22 protein-coding genes and 1 pseudogene are annotated in these 25,094 nt (G+C 71.2%); 17 read left to right on the forward strand and 6 right to left on the reverse strand.

Going from position 1 to position 25,094, the window contains the following annotated elements:
- The first annotated feature begins 81 nt into the window (after positions 1 to 81).
- The 9 genes from N5I75_RS37475 to N5I75_RS37515 are packed head-to-tail and all read left to right on the forward strand — an operon-like array spanning position 82 to position 10,930.
- Positions 82 to 1,356: a cytochrome P450 gene (locus tag N5I75_RS37475; protein WP_476684677.1), complete on the forward strand. Its 1,275-nt coding sequence runs from the start codon at positions 82 to 84 to the stop codon at positions 1,354 to 1,356.
- Between the two features lie 41 nt (positions 1,357 to 1,397).
- The gene (locus tag N5I75_RS37480) at positions 1,398 to 3,641 is read left to right on the forward strand and encodes an amino acid adenylation domain-containing protein (protein WP_476684678.1); all 2,244 of its coding nucleotides are present in this window, start codon (positions 1,398 to 1,400) and stop codon (positions 3,639 to 3,641) included.
- Positions 3,638 to 4,906 carry a cytochrome P450 gene (locus N5I75_RS37485; RefSeq protein WP_476684679.1) on the forward strand — a complete coding sequence of 423 codons (1,269 nt, stop codon included), beginning with the start codon at positions 3,638 to 3,640 and terminating at the stop codon, positions 4,904 to 4,906. The genes N5I75_RS37480 and N5I75_RS37485 overlap by 4 nt, the downstream gene beginning before the upstream one ends.
- Positions 4,907 to 4,937: 31 nt before the next feature.
- Positions 4,938 to 5,708: a thioesterase II family protein gene (locus N5I75_RS37490; protein ID WP_476684680.1), complete on the forward strand. Its 771-nt coding sequence runs from the start codon at positions 4,938 to 4,940 to the stop codon at positions 5,706 to 5,708.
- Positions 5,705 to 6,490 carry a thioesterase II family protein gene (locus N5I75_RS37495; protein ID WP_476684681.1) on the forward strand — a complete coding sequence of 262 codons (786 nt, stop codon included), beginning with the start codon at positions 5,705 to 5,707 and terminating at the stop codon, positions 6,488 to 6,490. Before N5I75_RS37490 ends, N5I75_RS37495 begins: the two co-directional genes overlap by 4 nt.
- Positions 6,487 to 7,464 carry a chlorinating enzyme gene (locus N5I75_RS37500; RefSeq protein ID WP_476684682.1) on the forward strand — a complete coding sequence of 326 codons (978 nt, stop codon included), beginning with the start codon at positions 6,487 to 6,489 and terminating at the stop codon, positions 7,462 to 7,464. Before N5I75_RS37495 ends, N5I75_RS37500 begins: the two co-directional genes overlap by 4 nt.
- A 42-nt stretch (positions 7,465 to 7,506) precedes the next feature.
- Positions 7,507 to 8,898, forward strand: a complete 1,392-nt coding sequence (locus N5I75_RS37505; protein WP_476684683.1) for a cation:proton antiporter — start codon at positions 7,507 to 7,509, stop codon at positions 8,896 to 8,898.
- On the forward strand, positions 8,895 to 9,566 hold the full coding sequence (locus N5I75_RS37510; protein ID WP_476684684.1) for a hypothetical protein: 672 nt from the start codon (positions 8,895 to 8,897) through the stop codon (positions 9,564 to 9,566). The genes N5I75_RS37505 and N5I75_RS37510 overlap by 4 nt, the downstream gene beginning before the upstream one ends.
- Entirely contained in the window at positions 9,563 to 10,930 is a 1,368-nt protein-coding gene (locus tag N5I75_RS37515; RefSeq protein WP_476684685.1) for an FAD-dependent oxidoreductase, read from the forward strand. The genes N5I75_RS37510 and N5I75_RS37515 overlap by 4 nt, the downstream gene beginning before the upstream one ends.
- Positions 10,931 to 10,939: 9 nt before the next feature.
- Here N5I75_RS37515 and N5I75_RS37520 read toward each other — a convergent pair whose 3' ends face one another.
- Entirely contained in the window at positions 10,940 to 11,701 is a 762-nt protein-coding gene (locus N5I75_RS37520; RefSeq protein ID WP_476684686.1) for an isocitrate lyase/PEP mutase family protein, read from the reverse strand.
- A 102-nt stretch (positions 11,702 to 11,803) separates the two neighbouring features.
- On the opposite strand from N5I75_RS37520, the pseudogene N5I75_RS37525 reads away from it, so the two are divergent.
- From N5I75_RS37525 to N5I75_RS37535, 3 genes and pseudogenes are all read left to right on the forward strand, one after another.
- Positions 11,804 to 11,977: pseudogene (locus tag N5I75_RS37525) on the forward strand (kinase); the annotation flags it as partial.
- 162 nt (positions 11,978 to 12,139) lie between these two features.
- Positions 12,140 to 12,553, forward strand: a complete 414-nt coding sequence (locus N5I75_RS37530; protein WP_476684934.1) for a hypothetical protein — start codon at positions 12,140 to 12,142, stop codon at positions 12,551 to 12,553.
- Between the two features lie 49 nt (positions 12,554 to 12,602).
- Positions 12,603 to 12,944, forward strand: coding sequence for a hypothetical protein (locus N5I75_RS37535; RefSeq protein ID WP_476684687.1), 342 nt, complete (start codon positions 12,603 to 12,605; stop codon positions 12,942 to 12,944).
- An 8-nt stretch (positions 12,945 to 12,952) separates the two neighbouring features.
- On the opposite strand, the gene N5I75_RS37540 is transcribed toward N5I75_RS37535, so the two are convergent.
- Complete coding sequence (locus N5I75_RS37540; RefSeq protein WP_476684688.1) at positions 12,953 to 14,902, reverse strand: GtrA family protein; 1,950 nt, start codon at positions 14,900 to 14,902, stop codon at positions 12,953 to 12,955.
- 85 nt (positions 14,903 to 14,987) lie between these two features.
- On the opposite strand from N5I75_RS37540, the gene N5I75_RS37545 reads away from it, so the two are divergent.
- Entirely contained in the window at positions 14,988 to 15,980 is a 993-nt protein-coding gene (locus N5I75_RS37545; protein ID WP_476684689.1) for a glycosyltransferase family 2 protein, read from the forward strand.
- Between the two features lie 13 nt (positions 15,981 to 15,993).
- On the opposite strand, the gene N5I75_RS37550 is transcribed toward N5I75_RS37545, so the two are convergent.
- Positions 15,994 to 17,493 (reverse strand): alpha/beta fold hydrolase, encoded by a 1,500-nt coding sequence (locus tag N5I75_RS37550; RefSeq protein WP_476684690.1) that lies wholly within the window; start codon positions 17,491 to 17,493, stop codon positions 15,994 to 15,996.
- A 220-nt stretch (positions 17,494 to 17,713) separates the two neighbouring features.
- Here N5I75_RS37550 and N5I75_RS37555 point away from each other — a divergent pair, with 220 nt between their 5' ends.
- The gene (locus tag N5I75_RS37555; protein WP_476684936.1) at positions 17,714 to 18,631 is read left to right on the forward strand and encodes a helix-turn-helix domain-containing protein; all 918 of its coding nucleotides are present in this window, start codon (positions 17,714 to 17,716) and stop codon (positions 18,629 to 18,631) included.
- A gap of 147 nt (positions 18,632 to 18,778) precedes the next feature.
- Here the strand turns inward: N5I75_RS37555 and N5I75_RS37560 are convergent, their stop codons facing one another.
- The gene (locus tag N5I75_RS37560; RefSeq protein ID WP_476684691.1) at positions 18,779 to 19,006 is read right to left on the reverse strand and encodes a DUF6243 family protein; all 228 of its coding nucleotides are present in this window, start codon (positions 19,004 to 19,006) and stop codon (positions 18,779 to 18,781) included.
- Positions 19,007 to 19,649: 643 nt separating this feature from the next.
- On the opposite strand from N5I75_RS37560, the gene N5I75_RS37565 reads away from it, so the two are divergent.
- Positions 19,650 to 20,972 carry a NucA/NucB deoxyribonuclease domain-containing protein gene (locus N5I75_RS37565; protein ID WP_476684692.1) on the forward strand — a complete coding sequence of 441 codons (1,323 nt, stop codon included), beginning with the start codon at positions 19,650 to 19,652 and terminating at the stop codon, positions 20,970 to 20,972.
- A gap of 670 nt (positions 20,973 to 21,642) precedes the next feature.
- Here N5I75_RS37565 and N5I75_RS37570 read toward each other — a convergent pair.
- The gene (locus N5I75_RS37570) at positions 21,643 to 21,999 is read right to left on the reverse strand and encodes a hypothetical protein (RefSeq protein WP_476684693.1); all 357 of its coding nucleotides are present in this window, start codon (positions 21,997 to 21,999) and stop codon (positions 21,643 to 21,645) included.
- 309 nt (positions 22,000 to 22,308) lie between these two features.
- Here N5I75_RS37570 and N5I75_RS37575 point away from each other — a divergent pair, with 309 nt between their 5' ends.
- The gene (locus tag N5I75_RS37575; protein ID WP_476684694.1) at positions 22,309 to 22,620 is read left to right on the forward strand and encodes an MmyB family transcriptional regulator; all 312 of its coding nucleotides are present in this window, start codon (positions 22,309 to 22,311) and stop codon (positions 22,618 to 22,620) included.
- A 119-nt stretch (positions 22,621 to 22,739) separates the two neighbouring features.
- Positions 22,740 to 23,543, forward strand: a complete 804-nt coding sequence (locus N5I75_RS37580; protein WP_476684695.1) for an SAM-dependent methyltransferase — start codon at positions 22,740 to 22,742, stop codon at positions 23,541 to 23,543.
- A gap of 145 nt (positions 23,544 to 23,688) precedes the next feature.
- Here the strand turns inward: N5I75_RS37580 and N5I75_RS37585 are convergent, their stop codons facing one another.
- Complete coding sequence (locus tag N5I75_RS37585; protein WP_476684696.1) at positions 23,689 to 25,059, reverse strand: hypothetical protein; 1,371 nt, start codon at positions 25,057 to 25,059, stop codon at positions 23,689 to 23,691.
- Between the last annotated feature and the right edge of the window lie 35 nt (positions 25,060 to 25,094).

Raw genomic sequence — 25,094 nt, forward strand, 5'->3', positions numbered from 1 at the left:
CCCACACCGCGCGACGCCGTCGCTGCCCCGACGCGGGAGACGGACCCCTGGCGACCAACCCCCACGGAGAGGCGGGAAGAGGTGGACGTGCAGGACTCGTCGAGGCCCGCGCACGACGGAACACGAAGCGACAGACCCGACAGGCTCGACGGGGACGACTTCGACAGCCACGACCCGGCCCTGGCCGAGGACCCCTTCCCCACCTATGCGCGCCTGCGCTCCCAGTGCCCCATGTCCTGGAGCCGCGCCTGGGACGGCTACTTCGTCGCCGCGCGGCACGCGGAAGTGTCCCGCGCGGGACGCGCACCGGAGTTCCGCACCGGACACGTGCGGCCCGACGGCACGATCCAGGGTGTGACGATCCCGCCGCTCGGACAGACCGGCCGGCTCGTCCCGCTGGAGGCGGACCCGCCGCGCAACCTCAGGTACCGCAGACTCCTTTCGTCGTTCTACGCGCCCGCCTCGGTACGCGCGCGGATGCCGGAACTGCGGCAACTGGCCCGGGAGAGCCTGGACGCCGTCGTGCGCGAGGGCGCCTGCGACCTCGTCACCGCGCTGACCCTGCGGGTGCCGGGCATCGTCACCATGCGGGACCTGGGACTGCCGGACGAGCGCTGGTTCGAGATCGACTCGCTCGTGCAGCAGGCGCTCCTCGCCGCGCCGCACGACCTGCCCGGCGCCCGTGCCCACGCGCAGAGCATCACGATGGCGCTGATGGAGGAGCTGGACGTACGCCAGGAGTACGGCACCGCCGCCGACGACCGCAGCCTCTTCCCGCACCTCCTGGACGCCACCGTCGAGGGCGAGCCGCTCTCCGACGAGGACATCCTCGCGATGCTGTACCTCATCCTCCTCGGCATCGACCCCGTCTCCTCGCTCACCGCGACGGCCCTCCTGCACCTCGCCGACCACCCCGGCCTCAAGGAACGCCTCATCGCCGACCCGTCACTCATCCCGAAGGCGGCGGACGAGTACGCCCGCTGGATGTCACCCGTGCAGGGCACCAGCCGCACCGCCGCCGAGGACACCGACCTCGGCGGACGCACCCTGCGCCCCGGCGACCGCGTCTTCGTCAGCTGGGCCTCGGCCAACCGCGACGAGACGGTCTTCCCCGACGCGGCCACCGTCGACCTCGACCGCGACACCTCGGGCCACCTGGCCTTCGGGGCGGGCTCGCACTACTGCCTGGGCGCCTCGCTGGTGCGCGCCCTCTTCACGGTCATCCTCGAAGAGGTGTTGACACGTGTTCCGGACTACCGGGTGAGCGACCGTGACGCCGTCACCTGGTTCCCCGACATCACCTCCTTCTACGGAGTGACGTCCCTGCCGGTCGAGTTCACCCCGCACCGGCCCTGACCCAGCCCTCATCGCCCTCATCTCCCTCGACAAGGACGGCCATGACCGAATTGATGAGCGCCACGGACGCGCTGCGGACCGCGTCGGTGCCGCAGACTCTCGCCTCTTTCGCGGCGGTGGTGCACCGGCACACCGGCCAGGACGACATACCGGTCCACTGCCGCGTCCCCGGTGACGGCGCCGTCCGCGCCGGGACCGTCAGCATCGCCCTCGGCGACGACCCCGGCTTCTCCGACCTGGTGCGCCGCGCGGCCGAGGCCCTGGACGCGCTCCCCGAGGAGGAGGACGCCGAGGAGTCGGAGGACGGGCTGTTCGCCGACCACGCGCTCGTGCACGACGGATGGGACGCGACGCTCCTCATGTACGGCAGCGCCGCCCCGGGCATCGAGGCCGAGGTGCGCGCCGCCGTCGCGTGCGGAATCCACCACCCGCGCCGCGCGGTCTCGGCGCTCGACCTGGTGCCCGATCCCCACAGGCAGGGCCTCGCGGCCCTCGGCACCGGCGCCCCGACCGCTCCCGCACCGCGCTGCGTGCACGAACTGATCGCCGAACGGGCCGCCGGGACACCCGACGCCCCGGCCGTCAGCCGCGGCGACGAGGTCCTGACGTACGGGGAGCTCGACGCCCGCGCCGACCGGCTCGCCGGGATTCTGCGCGCCGCAGGCCTGGGCCCGCGACGGGTGGCCGGTGTGCTCCAGCGCCGCTCCCCGGAGCTCGTCGTCACCCTCCTCGCCGTCCTCAAGACGGGCGCGGCCTACATGGTCCTCGACCCGGGGGACCCCGCAGAGCGGCACGCGCGGCTCCTCCGGGGCGCCGTGGTGCACCTCGTCGTCGCGGAGGACGGCCTGCGCGTCCCGGAGGGGCACACCGTCGTCGACCCCGCCGCCCCGGCCACCGGCCGACCGGTGCCGCCGGCGGATCCGGCCGCGCAGGACCCGGACTCCACGGCCTACATCAGCTTCACCTCCGGATCCACCGGCGAACCGCGCGGCGTGAGCGTCCCGCACCGCGCCGTCTCCCGCCTCGTGCGCGACCCGAACTGGATGACCGTCGCGCCCGAGGATGTCTTCCTGCAACTGGCGCCGGTCGCCTTCGACGCCTCGACCCTGGAGATCTGGGCGCCGCTCGTGCACGGCTGCCGCCTCGCCGTCGCCCCGGACGGCGCCCTGGAGGTCGGACAGCTCGGCGACGTGCTGCGCCGCGAACGGGTCAGCGTCCTGTTCCTGACGACCGGCCTCTTCCACCAGCTCGTCAGCAACCACCTGGACGCCTTCGCCGGACTGCGGCACCTCATGGCGGGCGGCGAGGTCATGTCCCCCGACCACCTGCGGCGCCTCCTCGACGCCCACCCGGCGCTCACGTTCACCCACGCCTACGGACCCACCGAGAACACGACGTTCACGACCTGCTGGACCGGCCGTGAACTGCCCGGCACCGGCACCGTCCCCATCGGAGGCCCCGTCACCGGCACCCGCGTCGCCGTCCTGGACAGCCTGCTGCGCCCGGTACCGCCCGGAGTGCGCGGCGAGCTGTACGCGGCCGGTGACGGCCTCGCCGAGGGCTACGCAAGCCGCCCCGGCGCCACCGCCGAACGCTTCGTCCCCGACACCTTCTCCGGGACACCTGGCGCCCGCATGTACCGCACCGGCGACCTGGCCCGCTGGAACACCCACGGCGACCTCGAGTTCCTGGGACGCGTCGACGAACAGATCAAGATCCGCGGCTACCGCGTCGAGCCCGGACAGGTCGCCGCCGAACTGAACAGGTTCCCCGAGGTGCGCGACGCCGTCGTGATCGCCCAGGCGGACGGCTCCGGAGGCAAACGGCTCCTCGCCTACGTGGTGCCCGCCCCCGGCACGGGGGAGGACGACGGCCAGGACATCGGCACCGTGCTGCGCGAGCGGCTGCGCGCCACCCTGCCCCCGTACCTGGTGCCCTGGGCCGTCCTGGTCAGCGCCGCACTGCCGCTGAAGCCCAACGGCAAGGTGGACCGCGGACGGCTGCCCGCGCTCACCCGCGGCCCCCGCACCGTCCGCACCCCGTTCGTGGCCCCGCGCACGGAGCTGGAGCGCCGCCTCACCGACCTGTGGGGCTCGGTCCTGGAGATCGAGCCGATCGGCGTCGACGACAACTTCTTCGACCTCGGCGGCCACTCCCTGAACGTCGCCGAGGTGCTCGCCACCCTCAAGCGGACCCACGCCATCGACGTACCGGCGCGGCAGTTCTACCTGAGCCCGACCGTCGCCGAGTTCGCCCAAGGGCTCGGCGAAGGGCTCGGCCGGTGACCGCACCGCCCGCCGTGCTGACCGGCTGCCCGGCCCGCGCGGGGCGCCTCGACCCGGCCGACCCGGCCGTGCACACCGACGACGGCCGCGAGGCCCACGCGCTCTGGCACGCACTGCGCCGCCACCGCCCCGTCGACCGGCGCACCACCGCATCCGGGCAGTCCTACTGGTCGCTCACGAAGTACCGCGACTGCGACCGCGTCCTGCGTGACCACAGGGTGTTCACCTCCGAGCGCGGCAACCTCCTGCACATGCTCGGCACGGAGGACCCGGCCGGCGGCAAACAGATGGCCGTCACCGACCCGCCGCGCCATGCCCGGATGCGCGAGCCGCTGCAGCGCGCCCTGTCGATGAAGTCGGTGGACGCCCACCGCGAGCGGATCCGCGCCACCGTCCTGCGCGTCGTCGCACCGCTCGCCGACGGCGGCGTCTTCGACTTCGCGCAGGCGATGACGCTCCTGCCGATGGCCGTCACCGGCGTCCTGATGGGCATACCCGAGGCGGACTGGGCGCCGCTCACCGACTTCACCAGCGCCTGCGTCGCGCCGCAGGACCCCCAGCTGATGCTCCCCGACGGGCCGTCGGCCACCCTGGAGCGGGCGCACCGCGAACTCTTCGCCTACTTCCAGGACCTCGCCCACGAACGGGAGAAGGCGCTCGGCGACGACCTGCTCAGCTTCCTGCTGACCCTGGACCTCGGCGGCCGCACCATGTCAGCGGGCGAGGTGATGTCCAACTGCTACAGCCTGCTGCTCGGCGCCAACGTGACGACAGGACACGTGGCGAGCAGCGTCCTCGCGACCCAGACACACACCGGCGTGTTCGAGGACTGGGCGGCGCATCCCGAACTGACCGTCCGCGGCACCGAGGAAGCCCTGCGCTGGTCCTCGCCCGCCGGGCACTTCCTGCGCTACGCCACCCGGGACACGACCCTGCGCGGTGTGCGCATCGGCCGGGGCGATGCCCTGGTCACCTGGCTGAACTCGGCGAACTTCGACGAAGAGGTCTTCACCGACCCCTTCACCTTCGACATCCGGCGCCGCCCCAACCGCCACATCACCTTCGGCGCCGGAGCCCACTTCTGCGTCGGCCACACCGTCGCGAAGGTCACCCTGCGCCTGCTCTTCGCCGAACTCCTCAGCCGCTTCGAGGACTTCGAGGTGGCGGGCGAGCCGCGCAGGCTCTACTCCGCCTTCGTCCACGGATACACCCACCTGCCGATCACCGCACGTGTACGCGCCCGGCGCGGACCCGTCGGCTACTGACGTGCCGAACCGAGACACGGAGATGACCACGATGCCGAGTCCACCGGACCACGCCCACGCCCCGACGCCGTGGCTGCTGCGGGAACCGTCCCCGGACGCGCGGGCCCGGCTGTTCTGCGTCCCGTACTCCGGCTGCGGAGCGAGCATGTACCGGCGCTGGCCGCGCTTCGTTGCGGACGACGTCGAGATCTGCCCCGTGCAGCTGCCCGGCCGCGAGAACCGGATCCGGGAACGGCCGCACGCGACGTACCAGGAACTCGCCGACGACCTGGCCGAGGGCCTCGCGCCCTACCTGGACCGCCCCTACGGCCTGTTCGGGCACTGCGGCGCCGCCCTCGCCGCGTACGAGACCGCCGTACGCCTCGTCGAACGTGACCCCCCGCACCCGGCCCGACTCTTCCTCTCCTCACAGGTCGCCCCGCAGGACGGCCCGCGCGGACGGTTCCTGCGTCTGAGCGACGACGAACTGCGCACAGAGCTGGAGGAGTTGATGGTCAGGCTCGGAGCTGAGCCGGTGCCGAGTCTGATCGACTTCACCCTCTCCATCCTGCGCGAGGACATCGAGGCCAACAAGCGCTACCACGCCCCCGACCCGCCGCGCCTGCCCGTGCCGCTCACCGCCATCGGCTGGAGCGGCGACTTCGAGGTGCCCCACTCCACGATGGGCGGCTGGGACCGCTGCGGCGATACTGACTTCGTCGTCCTCGAAGGCGAGCACTACACCTTCACCGATCCACCCGGAACGCTGCTCGACGAGTTCTCCGCCGGGCTGCTCCCCGCCCCCGCGGGACAGCCCCGATGACCGCCACACGCCGCCGCAACCCCTGGGTCAGGCAGCTGAACCCGAGCGGCGCCGCACCGCGCTGCCGGCTGCTCTGCCTGCACTGCGCGGGCAGCGGACCCGGCATGTTCCGGGACCTGCCCGACCTCGTGCCCGCCGACGTCTCCGTCGAGGCCGTGCTGCTGCCCGGTCGGGAGAACCGGATCGCCGAGCGCCCCTACGACCGGATGGGGCCGCTGGTGGACGCCCTCGTCGAGGCGCTCGGCCCGCACCTGGACCTGCCGTACGCCTTCTTCGGCTACAGCATGGGCGCCCAGGTCTCCTACAACCTCACCCACGCGCTGCGCGCCCAGGGGCTGCCCCTGCCCGCCGGACTGTTCGTCGCCGCGAGCCCAGGCCCTTACCTGCAACGCGAGGTACCGGCCTGGAACGAGTCCGACGAGCAGCTCGTCGCCTACCTGCGCGACCTCGGCGGCACCGCGCAGAACGTCCTCGACGACCCCGACCTCCTCGACCTGCTGCTGCCCACCCTGCGCGCCGACCTCACGGTGGTGGCGACCTGGCCCTACCGCGCCCGGCCCGCCCTGCCGATGCCCATCCGCGCCTTCTCCGGAGCCGAGGACGGACCCGCCTCCCCGGCCCGCATGGCGAAGTGGGGCATGGAGACCGGCGGCGCCTTCCGCCAGACCGTCCTGCCGGGCAGCCACTTCTTCATCAAAGAGTCCCTGCCGCACATCGCCGACGTGATCGCCGCCGACCTGCGCGAACTGGTCCCGCCCACCGACACCTGGAGCCACCGATGAACCCGCAGTCCTCGGACTTCTCCTCGGACTTCTCCCTGACACAGGCCGAACTGGAGCAGTTCCACCGCCAGGGCTACCTGGGCCCCTTCGACCTCTACGACGAGGACGAGATGGAGCAGCACCTGCGCCTGCTCCGCGCCGACCTGCTCGACACCGACCTGGCCGCCTACAGCGCGGACGACGGCTCCTCCGGCGTCACCAACCTCTCCAACTACGACCGGCACCTGGACATCGACTTCCTGTCCTCGCACATCACCCGCCCGGAGATCGTCGACCGGGTCTCCTCCATCCTCGGCCCCGACACGATGTGCTGGCGCAGCGAGTTCTTCCCGAAGTACCCCGGCGACGAGGGCACCGACTGGCACCAGGCCGACAACTTCTCCAACGTGGCGGGCTCCAAGCACCCCCAGATCGTCTGGCCCGAGGACGCCGACTTCGGCGGCACCGTCACCGTGTGGACCGCCTTCACCCCGGCCACCGAGGAGACGGGCTGCCTCCAGTTCATCCCGGGTTCGCACCGCACCATGAACTACGACGAGTCCAAGACGATGGAGTACGACCCGGCCGCCATCAACCAGCGCGAGAAGGAAGGCGTACGCCGCGGCTTCTTCGGCTACGACTACCGGCAGCTCCAGAAGGACCCGAACTGGCGGCCCGACGAGTCCGCCGCCGTCTCCCAGGTGATGCGACAGGGCCAGTTCGTCATCTTCTGGTCCACCCTGATGCACGCCTCGCACCCGCACGCCGGGCTCACCAAGCAGATGCGGCTCGGTTTCGCCGGCCGCTACCTGCCGACGTCGGTCCAGGTCTACCCGCACTCGACCACGCTCCAGGAGTTCGGCGGCAGCGCCTCCCTCGAGCACTTCGGCAACGTGCTCGTCTCCGGCCGGGACACCTACGGCCACAACCGTTTCGTCCAGACCTCCCGGCGCGGCTACCCGTTCCCGGTCCGCGACTACGCGGGCATCGCGTAGCGCAAACCGGCCGACGGTCAACGGCCCATGAAAGGGAACGGTATGCCGCCTCACGCCGCCGCCACAGTGACGGCGATCCCGCACGACCAACTGCTGGTCCTGCTCGTCCAGATCGGGGTCCTGCTGGCCCTCGCCACCGCGCTGGCCCGCATCGCCGCACGGTGCGGCCTGCCGTCGGTGGTGGGCGAACTGGCCGCGGGCGTCGTGGTGGGCCCGTCGGTCCTCGGTCACCTCGGCCCGGGGCTCTCGCACCGGCTGTTCCCCGCGGACTCCGGCGCCACCCACATGCTGCTCGGCGTGGGCCAGCTGGGCGCCCTCCTGCTGGTGGGCATCGCCGGCGCCCACATCGACCTGCCCCTGCTGCACCGCAAGCGGGCCGCCATCGGCTGGGTGAGCGCGGGAAGCGTTCTGCTGCCCCTGGCGGCCGGCGCGGGCCTGGGCTTCGTCCTCCCGGACGCGCTGCGCGGCGAGCACGGCAGCCGCACCGTCTTCGCGTTGTTCGTCGGCGTGGCCGTCGCCGTGAGCGCCCTGCCGGTCATCGCCAAGACGCTGCTCGACATGAAACTCATGCACCGCGACGTCGGACAGCTCATCATCGGCGCGGCGGCCGTCAGCGACATCGTCGGCTGGTTCCTGCTGTCGGTGGTGTCCGCGACGGCGACTGCCGGGTTCCGGGCGGGCACGGTCGCCAGGACGGCAGCGTGCCTGCTGCTGATCCTCGTGCTGACCGTGGTGGTGGTGCGCCCGGTGACCGTCCGGCTGCTGCGCCGGGCCGAGAAGTCGCAGAACGCCGAGGGCGTGGGCGTCGCCGGCGTGGTCACCCTCCTCGTCCTGGCCGCTGCGGGAACCCACGCGCTCGGCATGGAACCCATCCTCGGCGCGTTCCTGTGCGGCATCGTCGTGGGCAGTTCCGGGGCGGCGGGACGGCGGTTCCTGAACCTGGCCCGCACCTTCGTCATGGCCGTGCTCGCCCCGCTGTTCCTGGCCACGGCGGGCCTCCAGGCCGATGTCACGGCGCTCGCGCACCTGCCGGTCCTCGGAGCGGCCCTGCTCACGCTCGTCGTCGCGGTCGGCGTGAAGCTCGTCGGCGGTTACGCGGGGGCGCGGCTGAGCGGCGCCGACCGCAACGAGTCACTGGCCGTCGGGGCGGGACTGAACGCGCGCGGGGTGGTGGAGATCGTCCTGGCCTCGGTCGGCCTCGGCATCGGAGTGCTCACCACGGCCTCGTACACCGTCATCGTGCTCGTGGCGCTCGTCACCTCGGTCATGGCGCCGCCCCTCCTGCGCCGGACCACCGGCCTGATCGACGTGACGGACACCGAGCTGGAACGCGAACGCCTCTTCGCCGCGGAACAGGTCCGGCCCCGTGCGGTCCTGAGCGGGGGAGCGGCACCCCGAGGAGACCACCGAGTGGAAGGAGCGCGACACACATGACGGCGCACGACGTATCGCACATCGAGGTCTACGTACGGGACAAGACCCCCGTCATCCGGCGCCTGGTGCGCGAGTTCGGGTTCGTCCGCGTGGCCGACTCCGTCGAGGTGGACCGCAGCTCGGTGCTGCTGCGACGCGGCGACGTCCGCGTGGTCGTCACCTCGGGCTGGGCGACCCGCCGCGCCCGCGGCCCCCAGGAGGACCGCATCGCGGACATCGCGGTCACCTGCGACGACGTCGGCGCCGCTCAGGACGCGGCGCTGGCGGTGGGCGCCACCGTCACGCGCTCCGCGCAAGGCCACGTGATCGTCTCCGGCATCGGTGACGTCACCTGCACCCTGATACCGGCGGACGCGCGCACGGCGCTGCCCGCCGACGGACGCAACTGGGTGCCCGACCGGCGCCGCCCGCAGGGCCGGGACCGGACCGCCGCCTCCGCGCCGATGACGCTGCGCTTCGACCTGACGGTGCCGAAGGCGCACGCCAGGTTCTACGACGCGGTGCTGAACAGCAAGATCATGAACCCGGCGACCTCATCGCCCGCTCCGGCACGGACGCCTCCCTGCGAAGGAGACACCCTCGCTCTGCGGAGCGCGTCAGGACGTGTCTCCGCGGTCCTCGTCGCCGACACCCCCCACATGCGCCACGTCTCGAAGGAGTCCAGGTGACACCCCGCCCTCTTCGCGTCGCGATCGTCGGTTCCGGCCCGGCCGGGATCTACGCCGCCGACGCTCTGCTGAAGTCCCGGGCCGCCGCCGTCCCGGGGGTGTCCGTCGACATCTTCGAGCGCATGCCCGCCCCGTTCGGCCTGATCCGCTACGGCGTGGCTCCCGACCACCCCCGTATCAAGGCGATCATCAGCGCGCTGCACCAGATCCTGGACAAGCCGCAGATCCGCCTCTTCGGCAACGTCGTCTATCCGACCGACATCAGCCTCGACGACCTGCGCACCTTCTACGACGCGGTCGTCTTCGCCACCGGCGCCACCGCCGACCGCGCGCTGTCCGTCCCGGGCACCGACCTCGACGGTTCCTACGGTGCGGCGGACTTCGTGTCCTGGTACGACGGCCACCCGGACGTGCCCCGCACCTGGCCGCTGGACGCGGAGAAGGTCGCCGTCCTCGGCGTCGGCAACGTCGCCCTCGACGTCGCCCGCATCCTCGCCAAGACCGCCGAGGAACTCCTGCCCACCGAGATCCCGCCGAACGTGCACGAGGGCCTCAAGGCCAACAAGGCGCGCGAGATCCACGTCTTCGGCCGCCGCGGCCCCGCGCAGGCCAAGTTCAGCCCGATGGAGCTGCGCGAGCTGGACCACTCGCCCACCATCGAGGTCATCGTCAACCCCGAGGACATCGACTACGACGAGGGCTCGATCGCCACCCGCCGCGCCAACAAGCAGGCCGACATGGTCGCCAAGACCCTGGAGAACTGGGCGATCCGCGACATCGGCGAGCGCCCGCACAAGCTGTTCCTGCACTTCTTCGAGTCGCCCACCGAGATCGTCGGCGCGGACGGCAAGGTCACCGCGCTGCGCACCGAGCGCACCGAGCTGGACGGCACCGGCAACGTCAAGGGCACCGGGAACTTCACCGACTGGGACGTCACCGCCGTCTACCGCGCGGTCGGCTACCTCTCCGACGAGCTGCCCAAGCTGCCCTGGGACGTCGCCACCGGCACCGTCCCCGACGAGGGCGGCCGCGTGATCCAGGAGAACGGCGAGCACCTGCCCTCCACCTACGTCACCGGCTGGATCCGGCGCGGCCCGATCGGCCTGATCGGCCACACCAAGGGCGACGCCAACGAGACCGTCGCCAACCTCCTGCAGGACTTCGAGAACGGCCGGCTGCCCGCCCCCGCCTCCCCCGACCCCGAGGCCGTCGAGGCGTTCCTCGGCGAGCACGGCGTCCGGTACACCACCTGGGACGGCTGGTACAAGCTCGACGCCGCCGAACGGGCCCTGGGCGAACCCCAGGGCCGCGAACGCGTCAAGATCGTGGAACGAGAGGAGATGCTGGACGCCGGCGGGGCATGACACCAGCCCTCAGGGGGCCCACGGTCCGAGCATGTCCTTCATCGCGTCCGCCATGGCGAACTGCAGCAGCGGGCCGTAAGTGATCCGGCCGACGCCGAGGCGGCGGAAACGCGCCAGGTCATGCTTGACCGGATGGGCCGTGGAGTTCACAGGAAGGGAGACGGCGCCGGTCACCGCGGTGAGCAGGTCGTCGTCGTCCTGGATCCCCACCGGGTAGACGCTGTCGGCACCGGCCTGCTCCAGGGCACGCAGCCGCTCGATCGCCTCGTCGAGAACGCCGTGGGCGTCCTTCGCGTGCAGGAAGAGGTCGGTACGCCCGTTGATCCAGACCGGAATCCCCGCCTCGTCCGCTGCCGCGCGCAGCCCGGCCACGTACTCGGCGTGCTCCTGGGTGCTGCGCACGCGTCCGTCCTGCGAGTGCACGGTGTCCTCGACGTTGAGTCCGACACCGCCGACCTCGATGAGTCCCGCGATGAGATCCGCGGGCTTCTGCCCGTATCCGGCCTCCAGGTCCACGGAGACGGGAACGTCGACTGCCGCGATGATCGGCCGGACGGCGTCGAGTACTTCCTGGAAGGTCTGTCCCTCGTGGTCGTCGGCGCCACGGGAGTCCGCGAGCGGGTGGCTGCCGATCGTCAGCGCGGGGAACCCGGCACCCGCTGCCGTCCGTGCGGACCAGACGTCCCAGACGGTCGGCAGCACGAGCGGCTTGTAGTCGGCGTGGAGTTGCTTGAGGCGCTGAGCGCGCGCGAGAGTCGTTTGAGAGTCCATGACCAGGACGCTACCTCGCAAGCCCACCTGCGACGTACCGAACGGGCCGACGTACCGAACGGGCGTCCGAGCGCTCCACCGACCGCACGCGTACGACGTGCCGTGGGGACCGACGACACACGCCTGGTCGTCCTCCGCGGCAACAGCGCCTCGGGCAAGTCCTCCGTCGCCGCCGGCCTGCGCGAGAACTTCGGCCGCAATCTCGCCGTCGTCGGCCAGGACAACCTGCGCCGGATCGTGCTGCGCGAACGCGACCGTCCCGGCGGCGCCAACCTCTGCAGGCGGTCACTCCCGACCACCTGAGCGACTGGTACCGGGAGAGGTCAAGGGTCAACTCGACGCTTCTGTCGTAGGGTTCAGCGGATGATCCGCCGAACCCTACGACAGGGGAAGTCAGTGAAGCTCAAGCTTTGGCCCCGGTCGTCGGCCGGCTGGACCATGGCCGTGTTCGGTGTGCTCGCCGCCGTGATGGGCATCGTGGGCCTGATCTCTCCCGGCGCTCTGATCACGATGATGGGCTTCGCGGCCGCGCCGGACGGCGGCCGCGGCGACGGCGACCACACGGTGGTCTTCCTTACGGCCTCGTCCATGGCCGCGCTGAACATGGGCGTCTACTACGTGCTCGCCGCCGCGAGCGACTGGACCGCGTTCTTCCGCTGGACCGTCCCGTTCCGTCTGCTGACCTGCACGGTGTTCACCGTGGCCGTACTCGGCGACCGCGCCCCCTTGGGGTTCATCGGGGTCGGTCTGTGGGAGGGTCTCGGCGCCGTGGCCACCGCTGTCGCGCTGCGCGCCGACAAGCGCCGTGCCGCGCGGTCCTCCGAGAGCCCGGCCGCGGCAGCGGTCGTCTGACCGAGAAGGCAGGACCAGAAACGGTGCCCGACAGAAAGGTGTTTCGGCCATGGCAGAACAAACACCAGCCGAGCAGGCACTGAGCGGCTCATACGTGACCGCTGACGGAGTGCGGTTCGATGTCGCGCGGCTGTCGGTCGAGCACCATACGGACCGTACGGCGACATTGACGTACCAGCTGTGTGTGAGACGTCAGGACCATCCGGACGAGCGCTGGGTGGTTGCTCTGCCCTGGGACGACAAGTCCTGGGCCGATGTGCTCACCTCGCCCGCGCCCTCTCCCGACCGGTTGCACCAGCTCGTGCATCTCGTCCGTGCCCACCTCGAAGAGTGGTGGGACACGAAGGGGCACAACCGGAGGTCGGCGAAGATGGGACGCCAAGTCGCCTGAGCACGATTTCATCCCCCTTCGCTCGCGGTGGACCCTGACCGAACTCCGTCGCGTCTCGTGAGGAATTCGGCCAGGGCAAGCAGGAGCGCGAGGGTTGTGGCCAGCGCGGGCCAGTACACGTAGCGGTAGTTGGCCTCGGGTGCTGTGGGCAGGTAGGCGAGGACGTACAGGGCGCCACTGGCCCCGAGCAGCCGAATCTCCCTGGTGTAGGGGCCGGGCCGACGACGGCGCAGCGCGAGCACCAGGGAGAGGGCCAGCCAGAACCAGCCCTGGAAGAGGACGGGGACGTCGCGGACGAACCCGGTCACGTAGTTCCGCAGCACGGATCTGAGCTCTTCATTGACCGGGGCGCTCGCGACCGCGGGGATGTCCTGGGCAGCGGAGGTGGTGCCGTTCTGGAATGCCTGGTTGCCCTGGAAGAGCAATGCGGAGAAGACCCGCAGCCGGTACTCCGCATAGCCGGCCCAGTGCCTGGGCATCTGCTGGACCCACATCCGGACGAGCGGAGAGGCATGGCGTCCGAGCTCCGTGGGCCCGAGGGACGGCTCGCGCGGGTAGCAGCGGAAGTAGGCGTCGCTGGCGACACCCCGGTTCCGGCACGTCTCGGCGGTGGTGACCAACCGGTCCGCGAGGGCGGGGCCCGCACCGGCCTGGCGGGCGGCGGCGCGCACCTGCTCCGGGGTGAGGACGTGGACGAGGTCGTCCAGGGGGATCTGCGCGTACTGGCGGGTGGACACTGGCGCGGTGGCCGCGGACACCGCGACACTTCCGCCCACGGTGACCGCGAGGAACAGGAAGGTGGCGGCGAGCCAGCGGCGGCGGCCGCGCGGCGCGGGCCACGTCGCGAGCACCAGCAGCACGAAGACCGGGGCGACGGCGAGCACTCCGTTCTTGCGGACGATCATGGCGTAGGCGAGGAAGACCACACCGAGCGCGACCAGCGCCCAGCGGGCGCCGCCGCGCCCGCCTTCCGGCAGCTCACGCGCGGCGAGCGCGACGGCGCAGGCCGCGAGCAGCGCGTACGCCATGTGGACGTCCTTCCACACCACACCCGTGAGGTTGATGATGTGCGGTGCGAGACCGATGGCCAGGACGGCGAGTGAGAGACCTCGGCTGCCGGTCTTGCGCCACACCGTCACCGCGATCACCCACAGTGCTCCCCACAGGACCGCCACCTGCAGCGCCCCCATCGCGGACATGGCACCGGTGACATGGATCAGCGCCCGCCACAGCAGCGCCATCGCGGGTGGGTGCCAGTCGGTGACGGGCCGTTCCCGCAGCGCCTGCTGGAGCTGGTCCGCGCTGTCCGGGCTGAGGTACCCCGGGTGGAAGACGGTGGCCACGCCGTAGCCGCAGACCACGGCGACGGCCGCCAGCCACCACGGCCACGGGCCCCACGGCCACCCTGGCCGCCCCGTCCGGGGCCGTCGGCCGGAGCCCGCCCCGACCGGCTGCCGCCCGGGGCCCGGCTCGGAGATGCCCCCCTCGTGGCCCGGCCCGGCGAAGACGAGTGTGCGGTACACGGCGAACCGCAGCACCGTCGCCGCCGCCCAGCCGATGAGGCGGGCCGCGTTGTCGGTCCACGGTGAGTCGAGGCCGAGCAGATCGTGTGCGACGTAGAGCGGTGCGGCGGTGATGGCGAGCCCCGCCAGGTTGATGGCGATGAACCAGGCCACCTCGCGCCGGGTCACGGCGCGCTTGTGCGCACGGTAGGTCCAGTGCCGGTTGCCGAGCCAGCTCACCGCCATCGCGAGCGCTGTGGCCAGTGCCGACGCGGCGACGGGCGCAGAGTGCAGCACCCCGCCGCGCGAGAGTGGCGTGCCGGAGATCAGGACGTTGAACGCGACGAACTCGACCACGAAGGCGACGGCGCCGACCACGCCGAAGGCCGCGGCCTCCCGCCAGATCTTCCGCGTCCATTCCGGAACCCGCAGGTCCCACGTCGCCCGAGGCAGCACTCTACGCACCTAAGTGAAGTCGAAGAAAAGGGGCAAATCGGCCATAATCGGCAATGATCCATCGTAAGCGAAGGGAACCCCGCCCATGAGCCCGACGGTCGCCTGTGTCGTGCCCTGCTACAACGAGGAGACGGCGATAGCCAAGGTCGTCCACGACCTGCGCGCGGCTCTGCCCGAGGCGGTCATCTACGTGTACGACAACGCGTCCACGGACGGCACCGTCGCCGAGGCGCTCAAAGCCGGAGCGATCGTGCGCCGCGAATCCCGCAAGGGCAAGGGCAACGTCATCCGCCGCGCCTTCGCGGACGTCGAGGCCGACGCGCTCCTGATCGTCGACGGCGACGACACCTACGACGCCTCACGCGCCCGGGAAATGGTCGACCTGCTCTTCGCCGGCCCCTACGACCAGGTGGTCGGTGCCCGCCGGCAGACCGTGGACACCGCCTACCGGGCAGGCCACGAGGTCGGCAACAAGGTGCTGACCGGAGCGGTGCGCTCGCTGTTCGGCAACGACGTCAGCGACATGCTCAGCGGCTACCGAGTCTTCTCCCGCCGCTTCATCAAGTCCTTCCCCGCCCTGTCGCGGGAGTTCGAGACAGAGACCGAGATGACGGTCCACGCGCTCAGCCTGCGCCTGCCCAGCGCCGAGATCGAGGTCGGGTTCAAGGACCGCCCGACCGGCAGCGCCAGCAAGCTGCGCACCTATCGCGACGGCTGGCGCATCCTCAGACTCATTCTGGGTCTCGCCCGCCGCCAGCGCCCGGCCCTGTTCCACTCCGTCATCGCGGGCCTGCTCGCCGTGGTCTCCCTGGCCCTCGGCCTGCCCGTGGTCCTGGAGTTCGCCCGCGAGGGAGTGGTGCCCCGCATCCCCACCGCCGTCCTGGCCGCCTCGATCATGATCATCGCGGTGCTCGTCCTGCTCGTCGGGTACATCCTCGAATCGTTCATGTACATGCGCCAGGAACAGACACGCCTCGCCCATCTCCAGTACCCGGCACCGTCCCGCAGCGCGGACTACGTGACCACGGCGCTGCTCCGGGACACGGCCAGGGCCGGACGTCCGGGAGCAGCCGCCTGAAGCCGGTGAGCGGTCATCGGGCCCCGAGCCGTTCCAGCACCCGCCGCATCGCCTCCCGGACGGCCGTACGCGCGTGGTCGGTGTGGTCGAGGCCCTCGAAACCGTGGTGTCCGTCGGGCACGTCGAGTATCTCGACCGGGGCGCCGCCCGCCTCGGCCGCCGCGACGAAGTCGGCCACCGTCGCCGCGACCGCGGAGGTCTCCAGGCCCGCCCGGACGAGGACGAACGGCGGCGTACCGCCGCGCGCCACCACCTCGGCGGGCCGGAAACGTGGGTCGTCCACGCCCCAGCCGGGCAGCGGCGCCATCATCGGGTAGCAGGCGGCCAGGCAGCGCAGCCACGAGGGCGGTTCGCCGAGCCACGGGGCGGTCATCGGTCCGCTGCCGGAGAAGAACCACAGGGCGATCCGTTCCGCGTCGACGCGAGGGTCGGCACGCACCTCGGCCACCGCGGCGGCCAGGTCGGCGGAGGCCGCCGGATAGGCGTCGACATCGTGCAGCCCGTGGTCGAGCGTCACGCCGATCACGCCCTGCTCCGCCGCGTACCGCCCGTACGAGACGAACGTCGTCCAGTCGCGCGGGGTCGGCTCCGCCCCGGCGGGCACCGGACCGCCGTGCACGAACACGATCGCGGGCAGCGGCGTCGACCCCGCGGCCTCGGGCACGTACAGATCGATCGTGCCGCGACGTTCGCGGGGGATCTCCGGCACGTCGAAGAGGAAGGGGCGCTGATGACTGGGCGTCTCCGGAGCCTCTCCTTCCGGCGTCATGAGGCAGACTCCCTGTCCCGCGGCGGCCGCGAGCAGTACGTCCGCGAGTTCCGCGGGGGACGACAGCATCGGCCAGTGTCCGGTGGGCAGTTCGAAGAAGGTGACGTCGGGCCGGACCAGGGCCGTGACCATCGGGTCGCCGAAGCCCGCCAGCATGCGGAGGGTGGCGATGGTCGCGCCGCTCTCCGCGCAGAGCACGCCGGTGCCCGGAGGCAGATCCGCCCCGCCGGTCAGCCGCAACGGCTGCGTCAGCGTGCCGAGCGGCTGGGCCGTGGCATCTGTCGTCAGCAGGTCGAGGTCCGCGCCGGACAGGCCCGCCGTGCTGCCCCAGCGTTGCCACTCCTCCCGCCCGGGCGGCGGCAGCTCACCCGTGGTGTCGCCGGCCGCGGCGAGCCGCTCGCGCGCCTCGGCGTCGGCGAGGGCCGCCAGCGCCGGCACTCCGTCCCGCGCGGGAGCCGTGTCGACGTAGACGATCCGCGCGACCCGGTCCGCGCGCCGGTCGGCCGCGCCCACCGCCGGGTACACCCCGTAGTCGTGCCCGACCAGGACGACGTCACGCTCGTCCCCTGCCGCGCCGATCGCGTCGACCACCTCGACCACACGGGCGATGTGCGTCTCCAGATCGGCCGCCGGGCCGAGGTCCACGACGTGCGTCTTCGCACCCCGGGCGGTGAGTCGCTCAGCTGTGGCCCGCCACACCCGCGGGCCGGTGAACACCCCAGCGACCAGCACGAACTCCGCCATACCCCACACTCCTCGAAACTCCGTCGTCGGCGGTCGGCCTCTGCGTCCGCCGCGGTGGCGGTTAGATTAGGAACTCCCTCTGAGGGAGGTTCAAGTGCCGCTGTCGCCCGAGTACGAAGCCGAGCCCGCATCCGAGTCAGGGCCAGGTGTCGTACCCGCGTCCGGACCCGGGTCCGCGCCCGCGTCCGGCGCGGCGTCGAAGCCCGACGGTCTCTGGACCATCGGCGAGCTCGCCGAACGCGCCGGCACCACCGTGAAGACCGTCCGCTTCTACTCCGACGAAGGCCTGCTGCCGCTGCGTGCGCGCAGCGCCGGCGGGCACCGTCGCTACGCCCCCGACGCCCTGGACCGGCTCGCACTCATCCGCTCGCTGCGCACACTGGGCCTGCCCGTCCCCGAGGTGCGCCGCATCGTCGACGAACAGGCGGGCGCGCAGGGGGTGTTGGAGGACGCCGTGACGGAACAGCTGCGCACGCTCGGCTCACGGCTCAGCGCGCTGCGCTGGCAGGAGTCCGCTCTGCGGCTGATCCAGGAGTGCGCCCCGCATGAGCGCGCGGAGCGGCTGCGGCTCGTGGGCGCGTTGGACACTCCGCCGAACACGGCGCCACTGGTCCGGTTCTGGCGGGCCTGGCTGCCGCCGCGGATGCCGTCGAAGGCACGGGCCGCCTTCCTCGACGCCACGGTGCCGCACCTGCCCGACGCCCCGACACCGGCGCAGGTCCTCGCCTTCGCCCGGCTGTGCGCCCTGGTGACGCGCCCGTGCCCGGCCGGCCCGGCGGCCCGCCCCACGCAGCCCGCGGCGCACCGGGCGGCGGGCGCGCGGGAGTCCGCCCTGCTCTACGCCGGGCTCGCGGAGGCCTACGATCTTGCCGCCCCGAGCATCCGCGCGGGTGCGGACCCCGGGACGGGCGACGCGCTCGACTGCTTCGTGGCGACGTACGCGAGCGTGCTCCGCCGCCACGACACGCCCACGTTCCGCCGCGAACTGGCCCGGCAGCTGTCGGTCGACCCGCGGCTCGACGGTTACTGGGAGCTGGTGGCGGAGCTGCTCACGCCGCAGGGCAGCCGCCCGGAGCCGACGCCGGGCAGCGCGCACGACTGGTTGCTCGCCGCACTGGAGACGCCGCTCGCCGCGTGAGGGGCCGCACGCCGTTCGGCGTTCGGCCGCCAGAGGGAAGACCCGGTTGCGCGGGACCGGCCGGGCCCGGTACGGCAGCAGGGCCCGGGCCGCGCGTCGCGGTCCGGGCCCTGCCCCGTGCGGAGTCTGCCTGCGGCGGCAGGTGCGTCAGCTCTGTGCGGCTCCGTCGCCCGCCTGCTCGCCGCTCTCGACTGCCGCAGTTGCGCCTGTCGCGCCCGTCTTCTCCCGCATCTTGCTTACCAGTTCCGCCTTCTGCTCGGCGGCACCCAGACGGTCGAGATTGCGGTGCGGACCGTGGTTCTGCCGCTCGGCGCGGGACAGCCTCTTGCGCTGGCCGCCGCCCATGCCCACGGGGTTGTTGATGTTCTTGCTCACGGATTCTCCCGGGCTGATGTGAAGTGACTTACGAATTCATCGGTGGGGGACGGGCGCGGCGACGTCGAAGGACGTCAGCAGAGGCCCGTCACGCTCTCACCCGTAAATCGACGTCTGGAAGAACATGACGGAGACACTACCCGCTTCCGTCAGCGCCCCGCACCACGCTTTTCGCCCTGGCAGGCGCGGCCTGCGCCGGGCGGCCTCTGTCCTTGTCGAGGTCGAGCGCGCCTGGAGAAGGTGATCGTTGCGATGCTGCACCGCTACCTGACCGGCGGGCCGTGACGGTGATGCCGCGGGTACGGCGGCGCGGCGCGGGGAGCGGACGACCGGTCGGCCGCAGCCGTAGAAGGCCCGGCGGACTCGGCCTCGCCATGTCCGGTCATGCGTGTCTCCGGATTTTCGGAGCTCCGACGTTTGCATGTGTTGACGTGTTCATGACTTATCGGCAGTGTCGACCGTGTACCAAATACTCCACCCAGGATCGGAGTTGAACGTACGCATGAAAAGAGCCAAAACCCGGATCAGACTCGCGGGTTCTGCCCTGACCACGGTGCTTTTATCGGCTGTCCTTGCCGCACCCAACGCGGCCGGTGCGGACCGTCCGTCCGCGACTTCGCGTCATGTCGCAGAACCCGTCGTCATGAGCGAGGCCCGCTACGACAGCCTCAAGGCAGCGGGAACCCTCGACCGGTCCGACTGGACCGTCGCCGCGAGAACAACCGTCAAGGGCAAGCCCCTCACCGAAGCGCAGGCGAACGCCAAACTGGCCAAGACCGCGACCCGAGCGGGCAGCGCCCCCGAGTACGGAGACACTTCGAAGGTCCCCCTCGAGGCCGGCGCGGTCGCCGCCGCCACGGCCGCACCGCCGACCTCCTGGGGCGACACCCCACCGCAGGACGGCCAGACGTGCCTGGGCCGTAACGCGGTCAACCAGCCCGGCGGGCTCACGTTCAACCGGTGGGTGTGGTGCCACCGGATGCGGATCGGGCTGCGCTACTGGGAGGTCAAGAGCAACGGGCAGATGGAATACGAAGGCACCAACTCCTTCATCGCGCAGGCCGTCGCCGTCGGCAGCGGTACCCAGCGCGGCATCCGCACCTACCTGCGCGTCGAGGAAGGCTCGGTCTCCTACGACGACTGGGACCCGTGGGACCGCTGGTTCACAGCTCCCGACCTGCACATGTACATCCTCTCCGACTGTGCGGACGGCTACGACTACTGCCAGGCCACCGGCAGCGGCGTCGAGCACACCTGGGACCAGTGGGACTTCCACGACGAGTGGCTGTACTGGGACATCTACTCCCACGAAGAAGCCAGCACCGCCGTGGACAAGGTCCTCTTCCACAACTGGTTCTTCCGCTTCGGCGGTGGCGAGGACGACGAGTACAAAGGCCCCGAAGGACGCACCGACAGCTGGCAGATCCGCTGCGACTCGGCGAAGTACTTCGCCAACTTCGGCGTCGACTACCCGAGAGCCTGCGTCAACTACAACGTCGTCCCGCACCTCATCTACAAGATCAGCGACACACGCGTCGAAGCCGTCGCCCGGCACATCCGCTTCGCTCAGGACGATCCCACCCGCACCTACCCCGTCGAACTGGACGAGACCAAGGACATCCCTGGCAAGTACACCGGCACACGCGATGGCCGAGGTCTGACCCGCGTCCCTGACGGCGGCATCATCGACACGCTCAACGAGAACATGAAGGACAACGCCTGCAATCGCCGACCGCCCTACGAAGGCGACTGGGGGTTGCCGCCCTATGACACGAGCACGCTCGACTGTGACGAGTACCCCTTCTCCGTCACCAATGAAGGAGCAGCCAGCGTCGACTGGGCATTCTCGGTGCGCGCCCTGGACCGCAGCCAGAACCGTTCCGCCGGCGCCCTGTTGAGGTGGTACCTCTTCAGCGACCGCATCCTGTACGACCGCGACCCGTACTGGGTCGAGATCCAGGACTGAGCACCTGCACACCGTCTGGAACGGGAGGGTGCCCCGCCACAGAGGGGGTGCCCTCCTGCCGCCCGCTAGGTAGCCTCTGCGCTGGCTGGTTGCGCGTGTGGTCCACCTCGGAAACAGGTGGTCCGCTTGCAGGACTGCTCGGTACGGTGACCCGGTGTGCTTCTACGCCATGACCTACTACAAGCTGCATTACGCGTGCATCTCGTGCCGTGTCAGCTTCAAGCAGCATGCCTATCCACAGCGGGAGCATGTGTGCCCGAACTGTTCTCAACCTCTCATTTGCGCTGGTCACGATTTCGCGCCGCCGCCTAGGCGTGATGTCCGCAGTTGGTCTGTGGTGGCTGCCGTGTTGGGTGAAGGGCTGCGCTACGAAGGGCTGTCGGTGTGCGGTTGTGGCAAGGAACCCAAGTTCCGCCCACGGACACGCGCTGAACTGCGAGCCCGTCGGACCCTTGCCGCGAGGGACGGGCTGCCGCTGTCCGAGGCGCTATCCCGACCGGACCCGCAGACCCCGCTGACAGACTGACCTCGCACCTCTGCGCGGAGGCGAGGGAGTGTCGACAGGAGCTGCGGCAATGCCGACAAGGGCCAGTCGTCCACCTTGTCGGCGTGAAGCTTGTCGGACGCGCAGCTGCGACCTTGATTGGCTACCGATGTCTGAACGCCTCGCTCACGGCCTGAGTCGGTCCTGCTGCACGTCGAAGCAGACCAGCCCCATGGTTTCCGCCACGGCCGCCGCATAGGCCGACGCTTCCTCAGCCATGCTGAAGCGCATGGGAAAGTAGATCAGTGGCCCACGGGCTTCGTCGATCAGCGGGCCTGTCGACCATGGCGAGGTGTCCTCGTCGTCCTCGGTGAGGTCACACCACCGTTCCAGCAGTACGGCGACGTACGCCGCGATGCGTTCGGACGGAGGCTCTTTCGCTTCCCTGTCGATGTAGCGGGCGTACAAATCGCTGAAGACCTGGCCGGCGGTCTTGTCAGACGCCGGCCTCTCGCCTTCCCAGACAGCAAGGTCATAGCTCATGCCCGGAGACTCCCACACCGCTCTGACGGTCATGAGCAACGACCTCGTGGCAGCCTGCACGACTGGGCTCGCAGTCGTCTGATGCCGGCCGACGCACACGCTCCGAGTCGCACGGCGGCGTCCGCATCGTCGTGGGATGGATCTATTCCTTGAACGCCGCCGGGGGCGGCCACGCCGGGTTTGGGGTTCGCCCGCGCGGCCGTACACGCGCTGGACCCCAGCACGGACCGCTTGCTGATCTGCCGCTCCGGAAAGCCCCCGCTGGACGCCCGCCCGCGGGACGAGGCGGGCAACGGGTCGGGGATCAGGGTGTTTGGGGTTCGGGATCGCCGGGCCGCCGACCGGTACCCCGACGACCGCGCCGTCACCGAGCTGATCAACGGGCTGCGGGAGTCCGACCGGCGCTTCGCCGATCTCTGGACCCGCTACGAAACCCTGCCGATCGGGCGTTCACACAAGACGGTCGTCCACCCCGAGCTCGGCGCGATCGTCCTCGACTGCGACATCATGACCATCGAACGCGCCGACCTGCACCTCGTGTTGAACTGGGCCGCTCCGGACACCGGCGCGGCCGAGAAGCTCGCCCTTCTCCGCGAGCGCGTCACCACAGCAGCACACTGAACACCGACACCGCGCCGGGTGCGGCCATTGAACGCACCATTGAACCCAACACGCAGGACTCGTCAGGGAACGCACCCGAGTTGACCACACCGCCCCTTGCTCCATGTGAAGCTATGCCCATGGATGATGTGAACGCTGATCTGAAGAGCAGGATGCAGACGGACCGGCCGCACTCGGCCCGGGTCTGGAACTATCTGCTGGGCGGCAAGGACAACTACCCGGTGGACAGTGAGGTCGGCGACGCCATCCTGTCGACCTTTCCGGAATTCGCGGCCGTGGCCCGGCTGCAGCGAGCCTTTCTCACGCGTGCCGTGCGCTTCCTCACGGCCGAGGCAGGCATCAGGCAGTTCCTGGACATCGGCACCGGACTGCCCACCGCGGACAACACCCACGAGGTGGCCCAGCGCAGCGCGCCGGACAGCAGGATCGTTTACGTCGACAACGACCCGCTGGTTCTGGCCCACGCCCGTGCGCTGCTGACGAGCAGTCCGGAGGGGGCGTGCGCGTACATCTCGGAGGATGTGCGGAACCCGGAACGCATCCTGGCCGAGGCGGCGGACACCCTGGACTTCAGCCGGCCGGTGGCCCTGACCCTGCTGGGCATCATGGGGCAACTGTCGGACGCCGACCGGCCCGCGGAACTGGTCGCCACGTACTTGGAGGCGCTGCCCGCCGGGAGTTACGTGGCCCTGAGCGACGGGATCAACACCAACGACGCGCTGAACGCCGCCGTGACCGCTTACAACGCGCAGTCGGCCAACACCTACCACCTGCGCTCGCCGGAGGAGATCGCGGCCTACTTCACGGGCCTGGACCTCGTGGACCCCGGCGTCGTCGCCACGTCGGACTGGCGCCCTGACGACATGCAGCCCGTCGAAGAGGCCGCGGACGTCGCGTATTGCGGTGTGGCCCGCAAGCGTTGAATCGCGGACGGGCGGTCCGTTTGTCCGTCGTGCCCCGCCCGGCCGAGGGCGGGGCACGGCAGCTGCACGACGGGAACACTCCGGCCCGGACGCCGGCGCCGGCTCGATCACCGGCTCCGGCCCGTCGGCCGACTCGGGTCGGTCGTCACCACCCGGTGAGCAGCAGATGGTTGACGACCAGCGCCAGTGCCGCCTGTGCGATGAGCCAGGCCCGCGGCCGGGGAAGGAACGCCGCACCGGCAAGCAGCCACATGGCGAAGGGCAGCCAGATGCGTTCGGTCTCCGCCTTGCTCATGCCGGACAGGTCGGCGACGAGCAGAGCCAGCAGCGCGCTTGTCGTGAGGAGGGCCAGGCGGGCACGGGGCGTCGGGGGCCGGGAAAGTGCGCGTGGGCGGAGCTGGCCGACGGCCCTGCGCAGCCCCGCGACCGTGGCCGGGCCCGCGATCAGTACGGTGCACGCCAGGTTGGCCCAGACCCAGTAGCCGTAGGGGCGGACCCCTCCCGCGCCCTGGTAGTAGCGGGTGACGAGGAGGTGGTAGGCCTCCCACCAGTCGAACCCGGCGAGCGTGAACACCGCCGGGACCACGACGAGTCCGGCGAGCAGCAGGGCAAGGAGCACCGGACGCTCCCGTACGCGGTGCCGCCCGAGGAACAGCACCACCGCGCCGATGACGGCGAACAGGGTGAGCCCGTACGAGAGGTAGCAGACCAGGCCGAACAGGAGGCCCGAGCCCGCCGCCCACCCCACGGTGCGGCCGCTCACCGCGAGGGCGAGCAGGGCCACCGCCCAGGCGGCGACGGCCGCGAAGTAGCCGTCGGCGGAGGCGCCCATCCAGACCGCGGCCGGTGCCAGGACCAGGAACGGCGCCGCTCGCCTCGCCCCTTCCTCGGAGGCCAGCGCCCGGAGAGTGACCAGTACCGCCACGCAGGCCGTCGCTCCGACGACGATGCACCACAGGCCCGCCCATCCGCCGCCCCCGAGCCCGATCCGGTCGAGCAGGACGAAGGTGAGCGGCGCGGCCGGGGGGTGGCCCGCGGTGTGCGGGGGCCAGTGGTCGGGGGAGTCGATGAGAATGTGGTGCGTGTAGTCCCGCAGGGTGGCCGGAATGTCGTGGAAGCGGTCGATGACCTGCAAGTACTCGTACTTGGTGGTGAGGCGGCGGGCGATGCCGCGGTGCCATCCGTCGATGAGGGCCAGGCTCAGGATCCACGCGGTCGACGTCGCCCAGGACGCGCCGAGCAGGACGGGCCAGCGCAGCCGGGCCGCGAGTGACGGGCCGTACGCCACGACGGCGGCGCCGAACGCGAGCGCCGCGGGGGTGCCGGGGCCGACGTGGGGCAGCCAGTCGGCGTAGAGGGGCGGCCAGCCGACGTGCAGGTTGTGCCAGGTGTGTTCGAGGTGCCGGCCGATCAGCACGGCGGCCACCACGAGCAGGGCGGCGGCCACGACGGCGTACAGGTCTCGGCGGCTGCCGTGCTGGTCGTCGGTACCGGCGGGGGCGTCGATGCGGGTCACACGCAGACGCTAGGCGGCTTCGGCGTCCGGACCGG

Source organism: Streptomyces sp. R818, from assembly GCF_056172735.1.